Source organism: Kitasatospora sp. NPDC096128, from assembly GCF_040303105.1.
Lineage (GTDB): Bacteria > Actinomycetota > Actinomycetes > Streptomycetales > Streptomycetaceae > Kitasatospora.
On the sequence record NZ_JBEOSP010000002.1, the window covers coordinates 80,720 to 101,717 of the forward strand.

General features: G+C 71.1%; 7 protein-coding genes. 4 read left to right on the forward strand and 3 right to left on the reverse strand.

Annotation, left to right across the window (positions count from 1 at the left end):
- Position 1: 1 nt before the first annotated feature.
- Together ABTY61_RS02980 and ABTY61_RS02985 are read left to right on the forward strand one after the other, a co-directional pair.
- Complete coding sequence (locus ABTY61_RS02980; RefSeq protein ID WP_350503400.1) at positions 2-1,666, forward strand: phytoene desaturase family protein; 1,665 nt, start codon at positions 2-4, stop codon at positions 1,664-1,666.
- Positions 1,667-1,737: 71 nt separating this feature from the next.
- Positions 1,738-2,793, forward strand: a complete 1,056-nt coding sequence (locus tag ABTY61_RS02985) for a zinc-binding dehydrogenase (RefSeq protein ID WP_350503141.1) — start codon at positions 1,738-1,740, stop codon at positions 2,791-2,793.
- 223 nt (positions 2,794-3,016) lie between these two features.
- On the opposite strand, the gene ABTY61_RS02990 is transcribed toward ABTY61_RS02985, so the two are convergent.
- Together ABTY61_RS02990 and ABTY61_RS02995 are read right to left on the reverse strand one after the other, a co-directional pair.
- Positions 3,017-4,249: a threonine synthase gene (locus ABTY61_RS02990; RefSeq protein WP_350503142.1), complete on the reverse strand. Its 1,233-nt coding sequence runs from the start codon at positions 4,247-4,249 to the stop codon at positions 3,017-3,019.
- 131 nt (positions 4,250-4,380) lie between these two features.
- Positions 4,381-7,206, reverse strand: a complete 2,826-nt coding sequence (locus ABTY61_RS02995; RefSeq protein ID WP_350503143.1) for a penicillin acylase family protein — start codon at positions 7,204-7,206, stop codon at positions 4,381-4,383.
- A gap of 186 nt (positions 7,207-7,392) precedes the next feature.
- Between ABTY61_RS02995 and ABTY61_RS03000 the strand changes: the two genes are divergently transcribed.
- Positions 7,393-8,124, forward strand: a complete 732-nt coding sequence (locus tag ABTY61_RS03000) for a DUF7873 family protein (RefSeq protein ID WP_350503144.1) — start codon at positions 7,393-7,395, stop codon at positions 8,122-8,124.
- Between the two features lie 459 nt (positions 8,125-8,583).
- Here ABTY61_RS03000 and ABTY61_RS03005 read toward each other — a convergent pair whose 3' ends face one another.
- On the reverse strand, positions 8,584-9,132 hold the full coding sequence (locus ABTY61_RS03005; RefSeq protein WP_350503145.1) for a hypothetical protein: 549 nt from the start codon (positions 9,130-9,132) through the stop codon (positions 8,584-8,586).
- A gap of 272 nt (positions 9,133-9,404) precedes the next feature.
- Between ABTY61_RS03005 and ABTY61_RS03010 the strand changes: the two genes are divergently transcribed.
- Positions 9,405-20,984, forward strand: a complete 11,580-nt coding sequence (locus ABTY61_RS03010) for a LamG-like jellyroll fold domain-containing protein (protein ID WP_350503146.1) — start codon at positions 9,405-9,407, stop codon at positions 20,982-20,984.
- Positions 20,985-20,998 lie beyond the last annotated feature (14 nt).

Here is a 20,998-nt window from a genome sequence, read left to right on the forward strand (position 1 = left end):
CATGGTCATCATCGGCGGCGGCCTCGGCGGCCTGTCCACCGGCTGCTACGGGCAGATGAACGGCTACCGGACCCAGGTCCTGGAGATGCACGAACTGCCCGGCGGCTGCTGCACCGCCTGGGACCGCGGCGAGTTCACCTTCGACTGCTGCGTCAGCTGGCTGCTGGGCAGCGGGCCGGGCAACGAGATGCACCGGATCTGGCTCGAACTCGGCGCCCTCCAGGGCAAGCGGATGCGCAACTTCGACGTGTTCAACGTGGTGCGCACCCGGGACGGCCGGGCGGTCCGCTTCTACTCCGACCCGGACCGGCTGGAGGCCCATCTGCTGGACCTCGCCCCCGAGGACGCCCGGCAGATCCGGCAGTTCTGCGCGGGCCTGCGCAAGTTCCGCCTGGCGCTGGCCCGTTACCCCTTCCTCAAGCCGGTCGGACTGATGGGCCGACGGGAGCGCTGGCGGATGCTCGCCTCCTTCCTGCCGTACTTCAACGTGATCCGGCGCTCCATCTCGGTGCTGATGAGCGACTACTCGGCGCGCTTCCGCAGCCCGCTGCTGCGCGAGGCGTTCAACTTCGTGCTGTACGAGAAGCACCCCAACTTCCCGGTGCTGCCCACGTACTTCCAACTCGCCTCGCACGCCGGGCAGTCCGCCGGGGTGCCGGAGGGCGGTTCGCTCGGCCTGGCCCGCTCGGTCGAGCAGCGCTACCGGCGGCTCGGCGGCGAGATCACGTACAACGCCAAGGTGACCGAGATCCTGGTCGAACGGGACACCGCCGTCGGGGTGCGGCTGAGCGACGGGCGCGAGGTCCGGGCGGACATCGTGGTGGCCGCCTGCGACGGCCGCACCACGATGCTGGACCTGCTCAAGGGCCGCTACCTCAACGACACCTACCGGCGGCTGTACACCGAGACGCTCACCGAGCCGGGCATGGTCTTCCCCGGGTACCTCACCGTCTTCCTCGGCCTGCGCACGCCCTTCCCGGCGGGCGACCCGTGCACCACCTACCTGCTGGAGGAGGAGTTCGCGGCCCGGCTCACCGGCATCCGGCACCCCAGCATCAACATCCAGTTCCGCAGCCGCCACTACCCCGAGCTGTCGCCCGCCGGGACCACCGTCGTCTACGCCAGCTACTTCTGCGACATCGCCCCTTGGCGGGCCCTGAGCACCGGCCCCGAGCAGGCCCCCCGGCTGCGGCGCGGCGAGGAGCTGCACACCCTGCCGGTCGGCCGGGGGCGGGAGTACCAGCGGGAGAAGCGCCGGGTGCGCGACGCCGTCATCGAGTTCCTGGACGGCCACCACCCCGGGCTACGGGACGCGGTGGCCGTCAAGGACGTCTCCACCCCGCTGACCCAGGTCCGCTACACCGGCAACTACGACGGCACCGTGCTCGGCTGGCAGCCCTTCGTGGAGGGCGGGGAGACCCTGGAGGAGGAGATCAAGCGCAACGGCCCGGGACTGCCGGGCCTGGCCAACTTCTACCTCTCCGGCGTCTGGGCGACCACCGGCGGTCTGATCCGCGCGGCCGCCGCCGGCCGGCACGTCGTGCAGTTCATCTGCCGCGACGACGCCCGCCCGTTCACCGCCGAGGTGGACGACCACGCACCCCCGCCCACCCTGATCACCGACCCGGTCGGGCCCGACGACCGGCACCTTGGAGTCGCCTCGTGAGCCAGTCCGTGAGTCTCCCCGTCAGCCCCCCGGCCAGTGCCCCCGTCGGTCTTCCCGCGCGGACCGGTCCGGTGCGGATCGAGAAGTGGATCGTCCGCGCCCATGCGGACGGGGTGCCGGACGTGGAGCGGATGTACGAGAAGGTCGTGGAGGAGGTGGACGTCCGGCTCGGCGAGGACGAGATGCTGCTGCGCACGCGCTGGGTCTCGGTGGACCCGTACCTCCAGGGCATCGCGCTGGACACCCCGGTCGGGGACCACATGGGCGCCGACTCGATCATGGAGGTGGTGCAGGCCGGTCCCGCCGCGCGGTTCGCGGTCGGGGACCTGGTGCAGGGCTTCGGCGGCTGGCGCAGCCACCTGATCGGCAACGGCGCTTCCTGGCTCTGGCAGACCGGCACCTTCCCGATGGTCTTCCCGGCCTTCCGCCGGCTGGACCGCGCGGACTACGACGAGCAGCTGCCGATCACCACCGCGCTCGGCCTGCTGGGCGGCCCAGGGATGACCGCCTGGGGGACGGTGGAGAAGTTCCTGGACGTGCGCCCCGGGCTGACGGTGCTGGTCAGCGGGGCCAGCGGCGCCGTCGGCTCGGTGGTCGGCCAGCTGGCCCGGCACCGCGGCGCCCGGGTCATCGGCACCACGGCGACCCCGGCCAAGGCCGACCGGCTGCGGGAGCTGGGCTTCGACGCGGTGCTGGAGTACCGCGACGGCGACGACCCGGAGCGGCTGGCGAAGGAGCTGGCCCAGCTCGCCCCGGACGGCATCGACCGCTATTTCGACAGCCTGGGCGGCACCCTCACCGACACGGTCTTCGGGATGCTCTCGGTGGACAGCCGGGTGGCGGTCTGCTGGCAGTGGGGCAGCCAGGTCGGCGGGGCCTGGGCGGGCCCCCGGCTGCTGCCGATGATCATGTTCCCGCGCACCGTGATCCGCGGCATCTTCGCGCTGGAGTGGTTCACCGAGGAGAACTGGGCCGCGCTGCGGCGGGACCTGGGTGCCCTGGTGCGCAGCGGGGAACTGCGCTACCAGCAGACCGTCCACCGGGGGTTCGACAGCATCCCGGCCGCCTACCGCAGCCTCTACCTCGACCGCTCGGCGAACCGGGGGAAGGTGCTGGTCGAGCTTTGAGCAGAACGGGCCGGGAGCATGTCGCCCGCTCCCGGCCCGGCTTCACAGGCCCCCGGGCTGTCCGGTCCCTGCGGATCTCGAAGTCCCGTGCATACCCTGAGTCGGGGCGGAGCAGGCTTGCTGTGCGTGGGCGAACGCCGACCCTGCGTCGGCGGACGGCACGACGAACAGCAGGCTTCCGGTACCGGGCCTCCGGGCCCGCGGGCCGTCCCGCGGGTGGCCGCTACCCGGTGATCCCGGCCGCGCGCAGGCGGCGCTCGACCTCCTCCCAGGTCGGGGTGACCGGGGCGGTCCGGCGGCCGCCCATGCCCTTGTCCTTGAAGCCGCTGGAGGTGGAGACGCAGACCACCGGGCCGTCCTCCGGGGCGTCGGCGCCGAGACTGCGCAGGCCGGCCAGGCCGGCCGCCGCGGACAGTTCGGCCCACAGCCCGGCGCGGGCCAGTTCGCGCTGGGCGTCGGCGAGTTGACGGTCGTCCACGGTCAGCGCGGCGCCGCCGCTCCCGCGCACCGCCAGCACGCCCCGGTAGCCGCTCACCGGGGAGGCGATCGAGTACGCGTCGCTCGGGCCGACCGTCACGTGCGCGGCGGGGACGCCCTCGGCGATCGCCCGGTGCAGTGGGCCGGAGGCCGCCGACTCGCAGGCGAAGATCCGCGGCACCCGGTCGGCGAGGCCCAGCCGGCGCAGCTCGGCGAAGCCCTTCCAGACGCCGAAGAGCAGCTCGCCGTACCCGGTGGGGACGAACACCGCGCTCGGCACGCCGACGTCCTGGAAGATCTCGTACGCGACGGTCTTGTAGCCCTCGGGGCCGAAGGCGTGGCCGGTGTGGGTGGCCGTCAGGTTGCTGACCGGGTGCAGGCCGAAGCGCTCGACCACCCGGCGCAGCAGCGGCCATCGGGCCTCCCACGGGACGGGCAGCACCACGGCGCCGTAGGCGTTGAGGAAGGCGTCCACGGCGGGCGGGGTGTCCGGGCCGGTGAACACCACGCAGGGCAGTCCGGCGCGGGCGGCGTACGCGGCCGCCGAGGCGCCGTGGTTGCCCGAGGAGGCGACCGCGATGCCGGGCGCGCCGACGCCGACGGCGGCGCTGGTGGTGCAGCGGTTGAGCCGGTCCTTGTGGCTCCAGGTCGGGTTGCGGGACTCGTCCTTGACGTACACGCCAGGACCGAGCTCGACCAGCGGGGTGGCGCCCTCGCCGAGGCCGGGGGCGAGCAGCGGGGGCAGCAGCGGCGCCCACCGCTCCAGGCCGCCGCGGGCCTTCACGGGGGCGAACAGGGCGTCGGGATCGGCCTTGTCGTAGGCGTAGTCCACCTCGACGGGGTAGGAGACGTCCTCCGTGCTGGTGCGCGGGCAGCCCGAGGTCAGCGGGGGCCAGAGGGGGTAGTCGATGGTGGGGTCGCCGAGCGAGCGCTGGCCGGTGGCGAGGGAGTCGGGTGCGGGGGAGTCGGAGGTTGCCATGTAAGTAGCCTAGGCGGCTTTCGGGTGCTACCGGGCGGGTTTTTGAATCTTGGTGCGACCTGCCCGGAGCCGAATGACGGCTGCCGGTGCCCCCTCACGCGACGGGGGCACCGGCAGGTTGCCCGGGTGGCTCAGCGGTGGCCGGTGAACTGCACCACCTGCTGGTAGGTCGGGCGGTTCTGCCAGGTGGTCTTGTCGTCCGTCACCCCGCCCAGCGGGCGCTGGATGATGGTGTCGGCGCACCACTGGTCGCCCGCCGTGCAGTCGGCGTCGCCCGGGTAGACCTGGGCGGTGGTCTGGGCGGCGGCCTGCGTCAGGGTGGTCAGCAGCACGGTGCGGCAGGCCGAGAGGTCGCCCCCGCCGCAGAAGGGCCGGGCCAGCGGGCCGGCGACCGGGTCGCCGAGGACGGCCCGCAGGTCCTTGTCCAGGTAGCTCCACCAGCCGTACTGGAAGGCCGAACCCTTGTGCGGGATCGCCTCGTTGGCGCTCACCGGGCCGCCGCCGGCGGCGCCGGTCTGGCCGCCGGAGGGCGACTCGTTGATCTGCAGCGCGCCGGTCAGCGCGGTGAACAGCTGGTCGCCGAGCCCGGGCCGCATGACGCCGTCGGCGACCAGCGGCCACCAGGCGTCCATCACCCGGATCGCGGTCGCGTCCGCGTAGGCGTGGCTGCCCGGCGAGGTCTCCTTGCGCCGGGCGCCGTCGGCGAGCCAGGCCTCCAGCTGCTGGAGGGCGATGGCGGCGGCCGGGTCGGTGACGGGCGCGCTGCGCAGCACCCGGATCAGGTCGGGCAGCACGTCCTCGGCCCGCAGGTCGGCCAGGGCGGCGCCCTCCATGGCCTCGGTGAGGGAGACCCGGCTCGCCTTGCCGCCGCCCTGGAGCAGCGCCTTGACCCGGTCGTCCAGCAGGTTGGCGCGGTGCACCGAGCCGTTGCCGAAGCCGGCCGCGGTGTAACCGCTCGCCTGCTTGTTGTTCCAGGAGACGTAGTAGTCCTGGTTCACGGACTGCGGGTGCTCGGCCGGCGGGGTGTACCGGGCGGTGTTGGTGGCGGGGTCGAAGTCGGCCCACTCGTAGGCGGGTCGGGCGAGCACGGGCAGTCCGGCGTCGACACCGGGGGCGCGCACCGGGTTGCTGCCGGAGTTGTAGTACGCGATGTCGCGGGAGTCGGCGTAGAACCAGTTGAAGGTGTAGTTGATGTCCTGCGCAGCCTGCTGGAAGCTCGGCGCGTCGTGCACCGCGCCGGGGTCGTTCAACTCCTGGAAGCCGATGATGGAATCGGCCTCGTGCCGGTAGGTGGAGCGCAGCGAGGTGAAGGCGACGGGCGCGCCGCCGACCGTGCCGCGGGCCGTCACCAGCCCGTAGTTCGAGCGGTACATCACCAGGGTGTAGGAGCCGGCCGGGGTGGAGTCGGCGGTGGTCGGGTTCCAGGCGTCCTTGCGGTCCAGCCGGTCGAAGGGCAGGCACTGCCCGTGCCAGAGGTAGGAGTCGGCGGCGGTGGTGACCGGGGAGCCGTCGGTGGTGCAGAGCGGGACGGCGTAGGTGTCGGTGATGTCCTGCCCGGCCGAGGTCGCGCTCCAGGCGTAGTCCTGGCCGCGGCCGAGCTGCACGTAGAAGCTGAGGCCCGCGAAGGCCGCGCCGCGGGCGCTGATCCCGGGTCCCTGGATCTCCTCCAGCATCAGCAACTGGGGTGCGAAGTAGCCGGTTTGGGGGCCGAACACGGCGACCGGGTGGCCGGTGTCGCTGTGCGCGCCGGAGACCAGCAGGGCATTGGACATGCCGTGCTTGGCGGTGAGCAGGTTGCCGGGCAGTACGCCGTTCGCCTTGGTGGTGGCGGAGTTCGCCGAGCCGGTGGCGTCGTAGACCATCCGCTCGGGCACCACCGAGCCCGGGTCCGGCAGCGCCTGGCCCTGCGGGTCGTCCGGCACCGTCGCGTACGGGAAGCTCTGCCCGTCGTGCAGGGTGCGGACGGCCTCCGGGTCGTCGGACTCGCGCAGCGACTTCCACACCGCGTCCCCGGCGTCCTTCCCGTACCGGGCCTCGGCGGCCGACTTGACCTGGGCGGAGGCGAGTTCACCCCCGCCGCCCGCGCCGAACAGCGCGCCGACCACGGAGGCCAGGGCGACCAGGTCGGTCAGCTTGAAGGGCTCGATCGAACCGGCGTTGGTGATCGGGTCGATGCGGCCGGTCAGGTCGTACTCGCCGGGGAAGGTGCGGCCGTTGTAGGCCTGGGACGCGTACTGGTTGATGCCGTCCAGGTACGCGTTGGCGTCCGCCAGCGCCTGGGCGGCCCGGCCGCCGCGGGCCGCGAGGGCGTCGATCTGCTGCTGCAACTCGGCCTCGGTGTACGGCGCGGCCTGCCAGAAGCTCTGCTCCAGCTGCCGGTTGGCGGCCGCGCCGCCCGCGAAGCCGGACAGCTCGCCGCGGCCGACGTGCCGGAACAGGTCCATCACCCACAGCCGGTCCTGCGCGGCCGCGTAGCCCGCGCCGAACTCGGTGCCGTACCGGGTGGTGCCGCTGATGTGCGGGACGCCGGTCGCCTTGTCGCGCACGATCGTGACGTCCGGGCGCGGGCTGACGGTACTGGCCACCTGGTCGGCGGGGACGCCGAAGGAGGCGTCGTTGAAGAAGCTCCGCAACCCGGCCTCGGTCAACCCCGGGTAGCCGGAGGCGAGGGCCGAGTACGGGCCGAGCTGGTCGTCGGTGTGCGCGGGGCGGCTGCCGAACGCCCGGTTGAGCAGGATCTCGGCGAGGGTGGCGTTGCCGTTCTCGCCGGGCGGGAGGATGTCGGTGCAGCGGCCGCCGCAGTAGTCGGGGGCAGCGGCGGTCGGGGCCCGGGTCGGTGTCGGTGTCGGTGTCGGGGAGGCGGTGGCGGGGGCGGTCAGGGCGGCGGTGACGAACAGGGCCGACGCGAGTGCGACGGCCGCGGACCGGAGGGGGCGGGGGCGTGTGCGTGGGGGCATGGCGAGCTCCTCCGTCGAAGCCACGGGGAGTCGACGGTAGGGGCGCTACTGGCCGGTTGGCTAGTGCCGTGCATGCCATTTCGCCCCGGGCCTCGACCCGTCGGCCGTACCGGAAGGCCTGCGGGGCGGCTGCTCGATCAACAATTCAATGTCGCCGATCAGTTCGAGACTGATAGCGTCCTCGACGTGGCAAAGCTGAACCAGATCATCGCCGTTGAAAAGGGCGTCAAGTCCAAGTCCTTCCAGGAGCTGACCCAGGCCCACCAGGACCTGCAGAAGCCCGCGCTGCTGGCCGGGATCTCCCGGACCTACCAGCCCAAGGACGAGGAGGGCGAGCAGCTGCCGCCGGAGTCGACCCGGGTGCAGCTGAAGGCCGAGGACATCCTGCGGTCCACCGCGACCACCCTCACCCGGCTGTTCGACGTGACGGCCACCAAGGACTGGGCCAACATCGGAGCCCGCGCGGACGTGGTGGTGGACGGTCAGGTGCTCCTCGCCCAGGTGCCGGTGCCGTACCTGCTCTTCCTGGAGAAGCAGCTCACCGACCTGTTCACCTTCGTGAAGAAGCTCCCGGTGCTGGACGCCTCCGAGTCCTGGAACCTGGACCCGTCCACCGACTCCTGGAAGACGGAGCCGGTGCGCACCATCCGGACCAAGAAGGTGCCGCGCAACCACGTCAAGGCCGAGGCCACCGAGAAGCACCCGGCCCAGGTCGAGGTCTACTACGAGGACATCCCGGTCGGCTACTGGACCACGGTCAAGTTCTCCGGCGCGCTGCCGGCCCGCCGGGTGAACGAGCTCGCCGAACGGGTGGAGAAGCTCCAGCAGGCGGTCAAGTTCGCCCGCGAGGAGGCCAACGCCGTCGAGGTCACCGACCAGCGGGTCGGTGACGCCGTCTTCGGCTACCTGTTCCGGTAGCCTCATGATCGCCCGCCCGGGGAGCCGGGCGGGTGCGCCGAGCGCGCCGACTCCGCTCCGGGAAGCCGGGCGGGTGCGCTGCACGGTGCGAAAAGCTGACACTGATGTTGAAGCTGACCAGGGGTCACAGTGGAGGTTCGAATCCTCCCCCCGGCACCACCGGCCGGGGTAGCCCAAGCCAGGAAGAGGCAGGCCCCGTGAATCTCAGACTCTCGCTCCAGTCTCAGCATTCGCCGCCGAACGCCGGATCGACCGGGTGCGGACGAATATCGACGAATGCAGGTTCAAGTCCTGTCTGTGCCGCTTCGTGGCACGGTAGTTCAAAGGTAGAACGCGTCGATTTCAACCTGATCCGCAACCCTTAAACGTGCCGGTGTGCGCAATTGGGCGGCAAACAGGGGCCCGGGAGCTGGCTACGCTCCCGGGTCCTCTCGCCTTTGCGGCGCCCCCGGGGGCGGCTCAGCGTTCCGAGGCGGCGAGTGCGAGGGCCAGGCTGTGGACCTCGGCGGCCTTCCGGGTGTCGTCGCCCGAGACCGCGTCGACACCGGCGGGCGCGGCCTGGCCGTCCGTGGTGACCGCCACGAAGGTGGTGCGCGGGCTGGCTTGGGCCGCCGTTGCGAGGGACTGCCCGAAGGCGGGGCCGACGGCGACGACGAGGTCACAGTGCTGGGCGGACAGTCCGGCCAGGTAGGGCAGCGCCTGCTCGCCGGTGGTGGCCGGGGCGAAGAGCTGCTGGACGTTCAGCGGCCGCTGCCGGGCAGCGTCCTGGAGTGCCGCCCAGATCGCTCCGGTGTCGGTGCGGCCGCCGGCCTCGGTGGTGTCGCCGGTCAGGCACGCCGTGCGGCGGCCGGCGATGTTGGAGGGGGGGACGGGGACGGGCCGGGCGTCGCCGCTGTCGTCCATGCCGAGGAGGAACAGCAGCACGGCCGCGCCGACCACGGCCAGGGCGGAGGCCAGGCCGAGGGTCCAGCGCAGGCGCAGGCTGCTGGGGAGACGGGTGGCGGGCATGGCGGATCGCTCCTGGTGGCTGACGGTGCGTGACGACAACGATGTGACCGTCACGGTGGCGCCAAGTCTTGCTCAGCGGTTTCGCTCATTAGGTAAAGAAAATTAAAAATATCTAAAGATCATATCGTTGCAATCCATGACAGAATTCCGCCAAATGGCCAAGGGGTGGTCAAGCCTCCTCTGTACCGGGACGGTCGGTGCCGGATAGGAAGGACCCAGGCCGGACTCAGGGGAGAGTTGGCCGTTTCGTCTGCCTTCATGGGGGATTGGCCATGCGCCGCGTGCTTGCCTTCATCACGTCCTTGGTGATCCTGCTCTCGGTAGGAACCCAGGAGGCGAGCGCGTTCACCGCCGCCAACGCCCCGACCCCGACGGCCACCCCGAGCACGCCGCAGCAGCAGAGCGGCGACCCGAGCAGAGCCGGTCACAGCGTCCCGTCCGATTGGACCAGGAAGGGCAGCGGCGCCCCCGCGGACTCCGCGCACCAGCCCGGCCCGGGTGAACTGCCCGAGACCAGACCGGTGCCGGTCGACGCCACCACCCGCCCCTCGGGCGACGGGCAGCCGCGGAACCCGGTGCAGGGCCAACCCGTCACCCCGCCACCGACCTTGGAGCACCACCCCGGTGAGGGTGGGCCCGGCAGCACGCAGCCCAAGGTCGACGCCAAGGCCGCCGGGCAGCCGGCCGCCAAGTCGGCGGCGCCCGCCGCTCCGGCCGCCGACGGCGTACCCGGCCCGCCCGCCGAGGGCACCGAGGATGCGGGCGCCCGGACCGACTCCACCTCGGTCTTCCGGAACCCGGACGGCACCAAGACCCTGCGCGTCTACCCCCGCCCCGTGCACTACCAGAAGCCCGACGGCAGCTGGGAGTCCATCAACACCAATCTCTCACTGGACCGCTCCGGCCGCTGGGCCGAAGCGGCCAACAGCCAGCGGACCAGTTTCGCCGCCAAGTCCGATGACCCCGCCCTCGTGAGCTGGTCCCTGGACGCCGGGCACGTGGTCTCCTACGGCCTGGCGGACACGGCGCCGGTGCGCGGCGTCGTCCAGGGCGACTCCCTGACCTACCCGCTGGCCCGCCCCGCGAGCGACGTCGTCTACAACGGCCTTGCCCAGGGCATCAAGGAAACCCTGGTCCTGCACGACGCGAGCGCCCCGACCACCTGGGTCTTCCCGCTGCACGTCACCGGGCTCACTCCGGCGATCGGCCCGGTCGGCGAGGTCCAGTTCAAGGACGCCAACGGCGCGGTACGGCTGACGATCCCGCGCGGCTCCATGATGGACTCGAAGATCGACCCGGCGTCCGGTGACGGCGTGGGCAGCGACGGTGTCACCTACCGCCTGATCGGCCAGAACGGCGTTCCCGCCCTGCAGATGGACCTGGACGCGGCCTGGCTGCACGACGCCAAGCGTGTCTTCCCGGTCACCGTGGACCCCTCGACCACGTCCATCGGCGTCGGCCAGTCGACCTTCGTCCGCTCCGACCAGACGGCGAACTTCTCCACCGACCCGCTGCTGCGGATCGGCACCTCCGACGGCGGCGCCTCGAAGGTGAACAGCTACCTCTACTTCCCCGGCGTGCGCGACGCGCTGAAGAACGACTACCTGCACGCCGTCACCCTCAACCTGAACAACACCCACTCCTACGAGTGCTCGCCGCACCCGGTGTACGTCAACCAGATCACCAGCGGCTGGGACCCGGCGACGATCAACACCTACCCCGGAGTGTCGTTCGGCCAGCAGGTCGGCAGCGCCAGCTTCTCCGCAGGCGACACCTGCGGGGGCGCGGCGTGGAAGCCCATCGAGCTCGGGCGCAGCCACAACGACCCGGGCGTCCAGCTGGTCGAGAGCTGGGCGCGCGGCGGCGACAACTACGGCCTCGCGGTGACGGCCAGCCCCACGAGCTCGAACGACTGGAAGAAGTTCTCCAGCGCGAACAGCGCCTACCCGCCCTACCTGTCGATCGTCTACAGCGACTGGGCCGCAACCTACGCGCCGGCCGGCAGCTACATGCCGCCGACCTACAACACCCCCGGCTACCAGCAGGTCACCCTGACCAACACGGCGGCCAACTGGTGGAACTCCAACAGCATGCAGGTCAAGGCCCGCCTGTTCGACGCGAACTGGAACGAGCAGTGGTTCAACGCACCGCTCACCGGCGTCTCCGGGCTCGTCAAGACCTATGACTCGGTGACCGTCAACGGGGTGATCCCGCCGCTGCCGCTCGGACGCTCCTACTACCTCTGCTGGGATGGGTACGTCGGCGGGACGACCTCCCTGCACGACGCGTACTCGATACCCTTCGGCACCTGCACCACCGTCACCGGGGCGAACACCGTGCCCCAGCTCGACGCACTGGCGCCGCCCAACAACACCGTGGTCGGCAACCTCACCCCGCAGCTCTACGCCACCGGGCACGACCCGGACAACTACCCCGGTACGGGGCTGGGCTACTACTTCAAGGTCTACACCAACCCGGCCTCGGGTGACCCGCAGCTGGTAGCGGAGTCGGGCTGGCAGCCCAGCACCTCGTGGGCCGTGCCGCCCGGCAAACTCGCCTGGAACACCGGCTACCTGTGGAACGCCAAGGTCGGCGACGGCATCGGCGATAGCCCGCTGTCGTCCATGCTGGCCTTCTCCACCCAGGTCCAGCAGCCGGTGATCACCTCCCACCTGGGCGGTGCCGTCGGCGACGGCACCGGCCGCCCCTTCGACGCCAAGGTCGGCAACTACACCACTGCGGCCACCGACGCGGACGTCAAGAGCATCGGGCCGGCCCTGACGGTCAGCCGCTCCTACAACTCCCTGGACCCGCGCACGTCGACGCTGTTCGGCAGCGGCTGGACGTCCAACTTCGACATGCGGGTCCAGCCCGACAACGACGGCACCGACTCCGTGGTCCTCACCACCGCCAGCGGCCGGGCCGCCCGATTCGGGGCCGACCCGAACAAGGGCTCCCTGTACACCCCGCCGTCCGGCGAGTTCCAGTCCCTCACCAAGGTCACTGCGGGCTTCGACCTGATGGCCAAGGACGGCACCCGCTACGAGTTCCACGCCGCCTCCGGCACCGGCTACGCGCTGTCCCTGGTGCGTGACGGGCTCGGGCGCACCCAGGAACTCAGCTACGCCAACGGTGTCCTGACCACGGTCAAGGACACCACCTCCGGCCGGCTGCTGCACTTCGAGTGGACAGCCGGCAACCGGCACGTCGCGAAGGTCTACACCGACCCGGCCGCCGGAACGGACTGGAACACCGCCCAGACCTGGACCTACACCTACAACACCAACAACGCCGACCAGCTGGACCAGGTCTGCGCCCCGGCCACCGGCGGGAACACCGACCGCTCCTGCACCGGCTACACCTACACCCCCGGCTCGCACCTGCGCTCCGCCGTCCTGGACTCGGCCCCCGTCTCGTACTGGCGCCTCGGCGAGGCGTCCGGCAGTACCGCGGCCAGCGAGGTCGCCGAGAACCAGGGCAACGACAACGCGACCTACTCCGCCAAGGGCGTGACCCTGGGAACCCCCGGACCGGCGGCGGCCGCGACGGCGGCGACGTTCGACGGCAGCAGCGGCTACGTGACGCTGCCGCAGACCGAGCTGTCGACCTCGTCCTACACGTCGGTGGGACTCTGGTTCAAGACCACCGGCTCGGGCGTGCTGTTCAGCTACCAGGCGGAGAACTTCCCCGGCAGCGGCACAACGGGAGGCGACTACACCCCGGCGCTCTACGTCGGCCAGTCGGGCAAGCTGCGCGGCAAGTTCTGGGCCGGCTCCTCCAACCCCATGCAGTCCGCCAAGGCGGTCAACGACGGCCAGTGGCACTTCGCGGTGCTCTCGGCGGCGGGTACCACCCAGACCCTGTACCTCGACGGCCAGGCCCAGGACACCCTGGCCGGCCCCGTCCTCGCCCCCGGGCAGCGCGCCGGCGCCATCGGCGGCGGCTTCACCAGCGCCTGGTGGCAGGACAGCCCGTTCACCGACTTCACCGGCCGGGCCAGCTACTTCACCGGCAGCATCAGCGACGTCGCCTTCTACAACCGGACCCTCGGAGCTCCAGCCGTCCAGACCCTGTGGCAGGCCGGCAACCAGCCCTCGACCCAGCTGTCCGGTTTGAAGCTCCCTTCCGGCAAATCCCGCCTGGCAGTCTCCTACGACAGCGTCAAGGACCGGGCCTCTCAGGTCACCGACGAGAACGGCGGTGTCTGGAAGCTCAAGGCCCCGACCGTCACCGGCTCCTCCCAGCAGTACCGCGGCGCCGTCATGGGCTCCCGGCCCAACGACTACTGGAGGCTGTCCGACGGCGCCGGCGTCCAGGCCGCCAACCAGGTCTACACACCGCGGCCCACACCCAACAACGGCACCTACGCCAACGTCGACCTCGGCGCGCCCGGCCCGATGAACGGCTCGGCCGGCTCCGCGACCTTCGACGGCAGCACCTCCTGGGCCGAACTGCCCGCCGCCTACGCCCCGCAGAACGGCCCCGGCGCGCTCGCCCTCTGGTTCCGCACCGACCGCGCCGGCGTCCTCCTCTCCTACCAGTCCTTCCCGGTCAACGGCACCCCCAACGGCACCACCGACCGCTGGAACCCGGCCCTGTACGTCGACAGCAACGGCAAGCTGCGCGGCCAGCTGTGGATGGGCGACGCCGCCCCCACCCTGACCAGCCCCACCCCCGTCAACGACAACAAGTGGCACTTCGCGGTGATCTCCGCCGACAGCCAGTCCAGCCAGACCCTCTACCTCGACGGCGCCGCCGTCGGCGCCCCGCTCAGCGGCACCATCACTCCCAACGGCACCGGCCACGTCTTCCTCGGCGCGGGCAACGTCACCGGCGCCTGGCCGCAGGCCCCCGCCGACCGGGCCGGCCACTTCAAGGGCCAGCTCGCCGACGTCGCCGCCTACCCGCACGGACTGAGCACCGCCGCCGTCTCCTCGCTCTACCAACTCGCCGCAACCGGCGGCGCCACCCAGTACGACGCCGCCGTGGTGGACGGCAAGCCCACCGGCTACTGGCGCCTCGGCGACACCACCGGCAACCAGGCCACCGAGCTGATCTCCTCCGCAGCGCTCGCCCAGAACCGCGGCAGCTACCACAACACGACCTGCTGCCAGCCCGGCCCCTGGGCCTCCGGCACCTCCACCGCCACCGGCTTCAACGGCACCAACGCCTACGTCCAGCTGCCCCCCAACACCGCGCCCAAGCACTGGGGCTCCGCCACCGTGGAGCTCTGGTTCAAGACCACCGCCCCCGGCGTGATCTACAGCCACCAGTCCTTCCCGATCGACGGCAAACCCAACGGCTCCACCGACGCCTGGAACCCGGCGTTGTACGTCGGCTCCGACAAGAAGCTCTACGGCGCACTGTGGACCGGCTCGGCCACCAACGCCCTGGTCTCCACCACCACTGTCACCGACGGGAACTGGCACCACGTCGCCCTGGCCGGCGACGGTAACGGACAGACCCTCTACCTGGACGGCGCCCCCAGCGCCACCAGCACCACGGCCCTCCCGATCACGTACAACGGCTCGGCGTACTCCTACCTCGGCGCAGGGTGGACCGGAGGCTGGCCCAACTCGCCCTCCGATCAGGTCGGCTACTTCAACGGCGCCATCGCCGACTTCTCCTTCTACCGGTACCGGCTGGCAAAGGAGACCGTCTCCGGCCACTACAACCGGGCGACCAACACCGCCGTGGTCGGCGGCGTGAACGCCGCGAGCGCCTACCGCACCAAGGTGATCCAGGACAGCGCCATCGGCTACTGGCGCCTCAACGACCCGTCCGGATCCTGGTACGCCGCCAGCCAGCTCGGCGACGCCCGCCCCGACGTCAACACCGGCAACCTGACCGACGTCCTGCTCAACGGCAACGGGCCCTCCAGCGACCCCAACCAGCGCTCCGCTGTCTTCAACGGCACCACCTCACAGATCCAGCTCCCGTCCGACGCCGCGCCCACCCGCGGGGCGGCCAGCGTCGAACTCTGGTTCAAGACCACCACCGGCGGCCCCCTGTACAGCTACCAGGACTTCCCGGTCGGCGGCCCGCTCGGGAACAGCTGGAACCCCGCGCTGTACGTCGGCTCCGACGGCCGAATCCACGGCCAGTTCTGGATGGGCCAAGGCGCCGCCATGACCTCCGACCGGACCGTCAACGACGGCGCGTGGCACCAAGCCGTCCTCGCCGCAGACGACAACGGCCAGACCATCTACATCGACGGCCGCGCCAGCGCCACCGACACGACCGCACGCAAGATCAGCTTCAACGGGACGCCATACGTCTACATCGGCGCCGGCACCACCACCGGCTGGAACTGGCCGGGCGGCGGCGCCGACCACTTCAAGGGCAACATCGCCGAAGCCTCCTACTACAGTGCCCGCCTCGACGCCGACACCGTCACCGCCCACTACAAGGCCATGGGCGACGGCGGCACCGCCGCTCCCGTCACCACCGCCACCGTCACCGACCCGGGCGGCAACAACCTCACCTACCAGTACGACACCCGCTCCTCCCGACTGCTCTCCCGCAGCGACGGCTACGGCAACACCACCCGCTACAGCTACGACACCGCCGGGTACCTCTACGCCGTCACCGACGCCAACGGGCACACCATCACCACCGGCCACGACGCCCGCGGCAACAGCGTCTCCCGCACCACCTGCCGCGGCGCCGGAAGCTGCCAGACCAGCTACGCCACCTACTTCCTCGACCCCGCCAACCCCTTCAACCCCGCCAACGACAAGATCCTCACCTCCAGCGACGCCCGCTCAACCGGCCCCGCCGACACCACCTACACCACCCGCTTCACCTACGACGCCACCGGCCAGCTGACCTCCACCACCGCCCCGGCCACGCCCGACTTCCCCAAGGGCCGAGTCAGCTACACCCTGCGCACCGACGCCACCACCCCGGCCGACGGCGGCGGAACCGCACCGGCCGGACTCGTCCGCGCCCAGACAGGCCTGCTCGACGCGGCCGCATACCCCGACCCGGCCAAGGCCCCCGCCGACCAGCAGACCACCTACACCTACCGCGCCAACGGCGACCTCGTCACCGTCGCCTCACCGCTGCGCCCCGCCGTCAGCTACGGCTACGACAACCTCGGACGCACCACCAGCCAGTCCCTCGCCTGCGACGACTGCCCCGGCGGCAGCACCGCCGCGCCCCGCATCCTGAAGACCGACTACACCTGGGACGGCCAGGGCCACCAGGTCACCCGCACCGACCCGTACACCACCGACGCCGTCACCGGCACCAAGCACACCCGGCAGACCACCACCACGTACGACGTCGACAGCAACGTGGTCGGCCAGAGCGTCGCCGACACCACCGGCGGCGACCCGACCCGCACCACCACCTGGACATACGAGCCCGACACCAGCCGGATCAAGCAGGTCAAGGACCCCGGCGGGCACGCCACCTCCTACACCTACGACCGCTACGGCAACGTCGCCACCAAGACCGACGCCGCCGGCACCACCTACAACTACAGCCACTCGCCGACTGGGCAACTGCAGCAGACCGCCGTCACCAACTACACCGGCAGCAGCGCCACCCCGACCACGCCGCGCTGGCAGGTCGTTGAATCGCGCAGTTACGACCCGGCGGGCCGCCCGGCCACCGTGACGGACGCGATGGGGCGCACCACCCACACCTACTACAACGACGACAACACCGTCGCCGAGATCGACCTCGACGGCTACCACAACGCCGACGGCACGCTGCGCAACGTGGTGCTCCAGCAGAACACCTACGACAACGCGGCCCACCTCGTCCAGCAGGTCACCGGCGGCGGCAAGACCACCACCGTGACCGCCTACGACGCGGCCGGTCGGGTCACCAGCACCGGCGTCGACCCCGGCGGCGTCAACCGCACCACCAGCTACGCCTACGACGTGGCCGGCCGGCCGACCAGCGTGGTCAGCGCCGGCGGCGCTGACTCGGCGGTCTCCACCCAGACGGACTACGTCTACGACGCCACCGGCAACGTGCTCAAGCAGACCGCCCGCAACCAGCCCGCCGACACCGTGGTGGTAAACAGCTACAACAGCCGCGGCCTGCTCACCAGCACCGTCAGCCCGAACGGCAACGCCGCCGGCGCCGACCCCGCCGCCTACACCAGCACTGTCGGCTACGACGAGGCCGGCCGGCCCACCGTCAGCACCGGCCCGCTGGTCAGCGCCGAGACCTACGATCCGGCCACCCGTGGCAGCAGGCCGCAGCAGGTCCGGCCGATCGGCCGGACCGGCTACGACACCTTCGGACAGGTCACTTCCACCGTCGACGCGCTTGGCAACACCGTCACCAACACCTACGACCTGGACGGCCACCGGGTCGCCGTGGCCGGCGCTCCGTACACCGACCCGCAGTCCGGTAGCACGATCACCCCGGCCTCCACGGTCGAGTACGACGTGCTCGGGCGGCCCGTGACCAGCGTCGTCGACCCGACCGGCCTGAAGCTGACCAGCACCATGCGGTACGACCAGTTCGGCAACGTGGTGCAGGCGACCCTTCCGCCGAGCGGCGGCGTCGCCACCCCGACCGTCACCAAGGCCTACGACCTCGACGGCGAACTACTCGCCACCACCGGCCCGACCGGCGCGGTCAGCCAGGCCACCTACGACGACCTCGGACGGCGCATCACCAGCACCCAGCTGGAGCGCTACCCAGCCCCGGCCGCCTACACCGCCACCTTCACCTACGACGACGCCGGCAACCAGCTGACCTCCACGACGCCCGGCGGCGCCGTGAGCAAGGCCACCTACAACGCCGTCGGCCAGCTGCTCAACGCCACCGACCCGACCGGGGTCACCGTCCGCTCGGAGTACGACGCGCTCGGCCGGAGCAGCCGGGTGACCAGGGCCGACGGCACCGCGATCACCACCGGCTACGACCGGATCGGGCGGGTGCTGAGCACCTCCGACCTGGACACCTCCGGCGCGGTCACCGGCACCCGGTACGCCACGTACGACCCGGCGGGGAACGTCCTCACCGCCACCGACAAGGTGGCGAACGCCGCCGACGTCGCCTCCCACGCCCGGCAGTTCGGCTACAACCCGGCCGGGCTGCTGGTCCAGCAGACCGAACCGGTGGCCGCCGGGCAGGCGATCACCACGACGGTCGGCTACGACGCCGGCGGGCGCAAGACCCGATGGACCAACGGCAAGAACGTCCCCGTCTACTACACCTACAACTCCCTCGGCCTCCCCGAGTCGACCGTCGAACCGGCGACCGCGGCCCACCCCACGGCCGCCGAGGGCCTGTTCACCACCAGCTACGACGCGGCCGGCCGGGCCGTGACCCTGGTCGAGCCGGGCGGGGTGGTGCGCCGTCGCAGCTACGACGGCGCGGGCAACCTGACCCAGGAGACCGCCACCGGCGCCGAGGCGGCGACCCCGAACCGCACCCTCGGCTACGACGCCGCCGGGCGCCTGACCTCCGTCGGCACGCCGGGGAACACCCCCGACACGTACACCTACAACGACCGCGGCCAGCTCCTCACCTCGGCCGGCCCCGGCGGCACCGGCAGCTACACCTACAACGCCGACAGCCGGATGGCCGCCCGCACCGACGCGGCCGGCACCACCGCCTTCGGCTACAACACGGCCGGGCAACTCACCAGCGCCGCCGACCCGTTGACCGGCGCCGTGGTCGGCTTTGACTACGACACCGCCGGACGCCTCACCGCCGAGCGCTACGGCGTCGGCGGCGGAACCCGCAGCTACGGCTACGACAACCTCGGACGGCTGCGCGACGACACCGTCAAGAACCCGAGCGGGGCGACCGTCGCCTCGATCGGCTACGGCTACGACCTCAACAACCGACTGGCCACGAAGACGACCACCGGCACCGCCGGGGCCGCCACCAACCAGTACGGCTACGACCTCGCCGGGCGGCTCACCTTCTGGAGCAGCGGTCCGAGTGCAACTGCGTACACCTGGGACGCGGCCGGCAACCGGACCTCGGCCGGGGGCATCACCTCGGTGTTCGACGAACGCAACGAGCTCGTGAACGACGGCACCACGACGTACAGCTACTCCGCGCGTGGGACCCTGACCAGCAGTGTGGCCCAGGGCTCCCAGCCCAAGGACTTCCAGTTCGACGGGTTCGACCGGATGGTCAAGGAAGGGCCGTCCACCTACAGCTACGACTCGCTCGACCGCGTCGCCCAGGCTGGGAACACCACCTTCACCTACGACGGCGGCTCCAACAACATCGTCACCGACGGCACCGCCAGCTACACCCGCACCCCCAGCGGCGGCCTCCTCGGCACCGCGAGCACGGGCGCGACCCCCAACCCACGCCTGGTGATCAGCGACCAGCACACCGACGTGGTCGCCACCATCGACCCCAGCGGCAAGAACGTCGCCGGCTCCACGGCCTACGACCCCTTCGGCAAGCCCACCGCCGGCGCGGGTGCCGCCAACTCCCTCGGCTACCAGGGCGGCTGGACCGACCCCGCATCCGGCGACGTCAACATGGCCGCCCGCTGGTACCGCCCCGGCAGCGGCACCTTCGCCTCCCGCGACTCCTGGCAGCTCGGCACCACCCCGTCCGTCCAGGGCAACCGGTTCACCTACGGCAACGGGGACCCGGGCAATTCGACGGACCCGTCGGGGCACTTTACCTGCAAGAAGATTCCTCCTGTGATCTGGCTACCTCGCCTTTGGTGCGAAGAAGCCAGGTGGGTATTCGATGACGAGAACGAGGTTCATGTCCAAACGTTTCTGGGACCCCAGATCAACTGCGACAAGTACTGGTGGACGACCGACTGTGGTGGTCTCGGCTACCGGCCGACACCTCCGGTGGTGGTCCAGCAGGAGTCAACGAGCGCGATCGGGAGGCTCATCGACTGGGGAGGCTCTGGCGGTGGTGGAGGTCGCAGTCACCCGGGCCCGAGCCACAAGCGACCCGCCCCCCGCCATCACCCTGGTCCGACCCTCCCCAGGCCCAAGCCGCCGACGGACATCCGTCCGATCAATGACAACGACCGCCCGCACGCCGACACCGAGCTGATCGACTTCTTCACCGACACCATCGTTGCTGTCGGCGCCGCCACCGTCGCCAATGTGGTCGCCGGAGGCGCATCCGCTGTCGCCGGCGCCGCTTCCCTCGTGGGCTCCGGCATCGCGGCCGGTGCCGGCGCCCTGATCGACATCCTCACCGAGCCGGAGCCCAAGCCGATTCCCGGCCCGCGCCCCGGCGACCCGGGGGGAGAACACGAGCCTCGAGGCCAGGGCTGCCAGCGCGCTGGCGCGGGCTGGGTCGACTACGGCCAGGTGGACGTCGGCAACGGCGGGCGTGCCACCGGCGTCACGGCCTGCCTGGACACCGCCTACCTGAAGTCGCACAAGGGCACCAGTACGGAGGTGAAGAACGGCATCAAGCCCGCTGGCTACGACTGGGCCCGCAAGCAGGTGGGCTATTGGGGCGGGAATCCCAGCGACGTGAACGCTTGCCACGTGCTAGGAGCCCAGCTGTCCGGATCCGGTACCAACCCGGCCAACCTGGTCACTTGCGGCAGCGACGCCAACTCCTACGTCGGGAAGAAGAAGTCGGGCGGCAGAGACCCGGGCCCCATGGACAGCATGCTGACCTTCGAGAACAAGGTGAAGAATCAGGTCGACAGTGGGAACACTGTGCTCTACCAGGTAACCCCGTACTACGAGGGCAACCGAAACGTGCCATACAAGATCGAGATGTCCTACATTGCTTGGGACAAGGACGGCCATCTAATCGGTGCGGACCACGACGAGACGTCGAACCTGATCTACACCGCAAGAAGCGGCTGGAAGAATCTCGGCAGGTCGATCCACAGCGGCACCGGGCAGGACGCCGGGCAGTACGGTGACTGATCGAACCGCGCCAC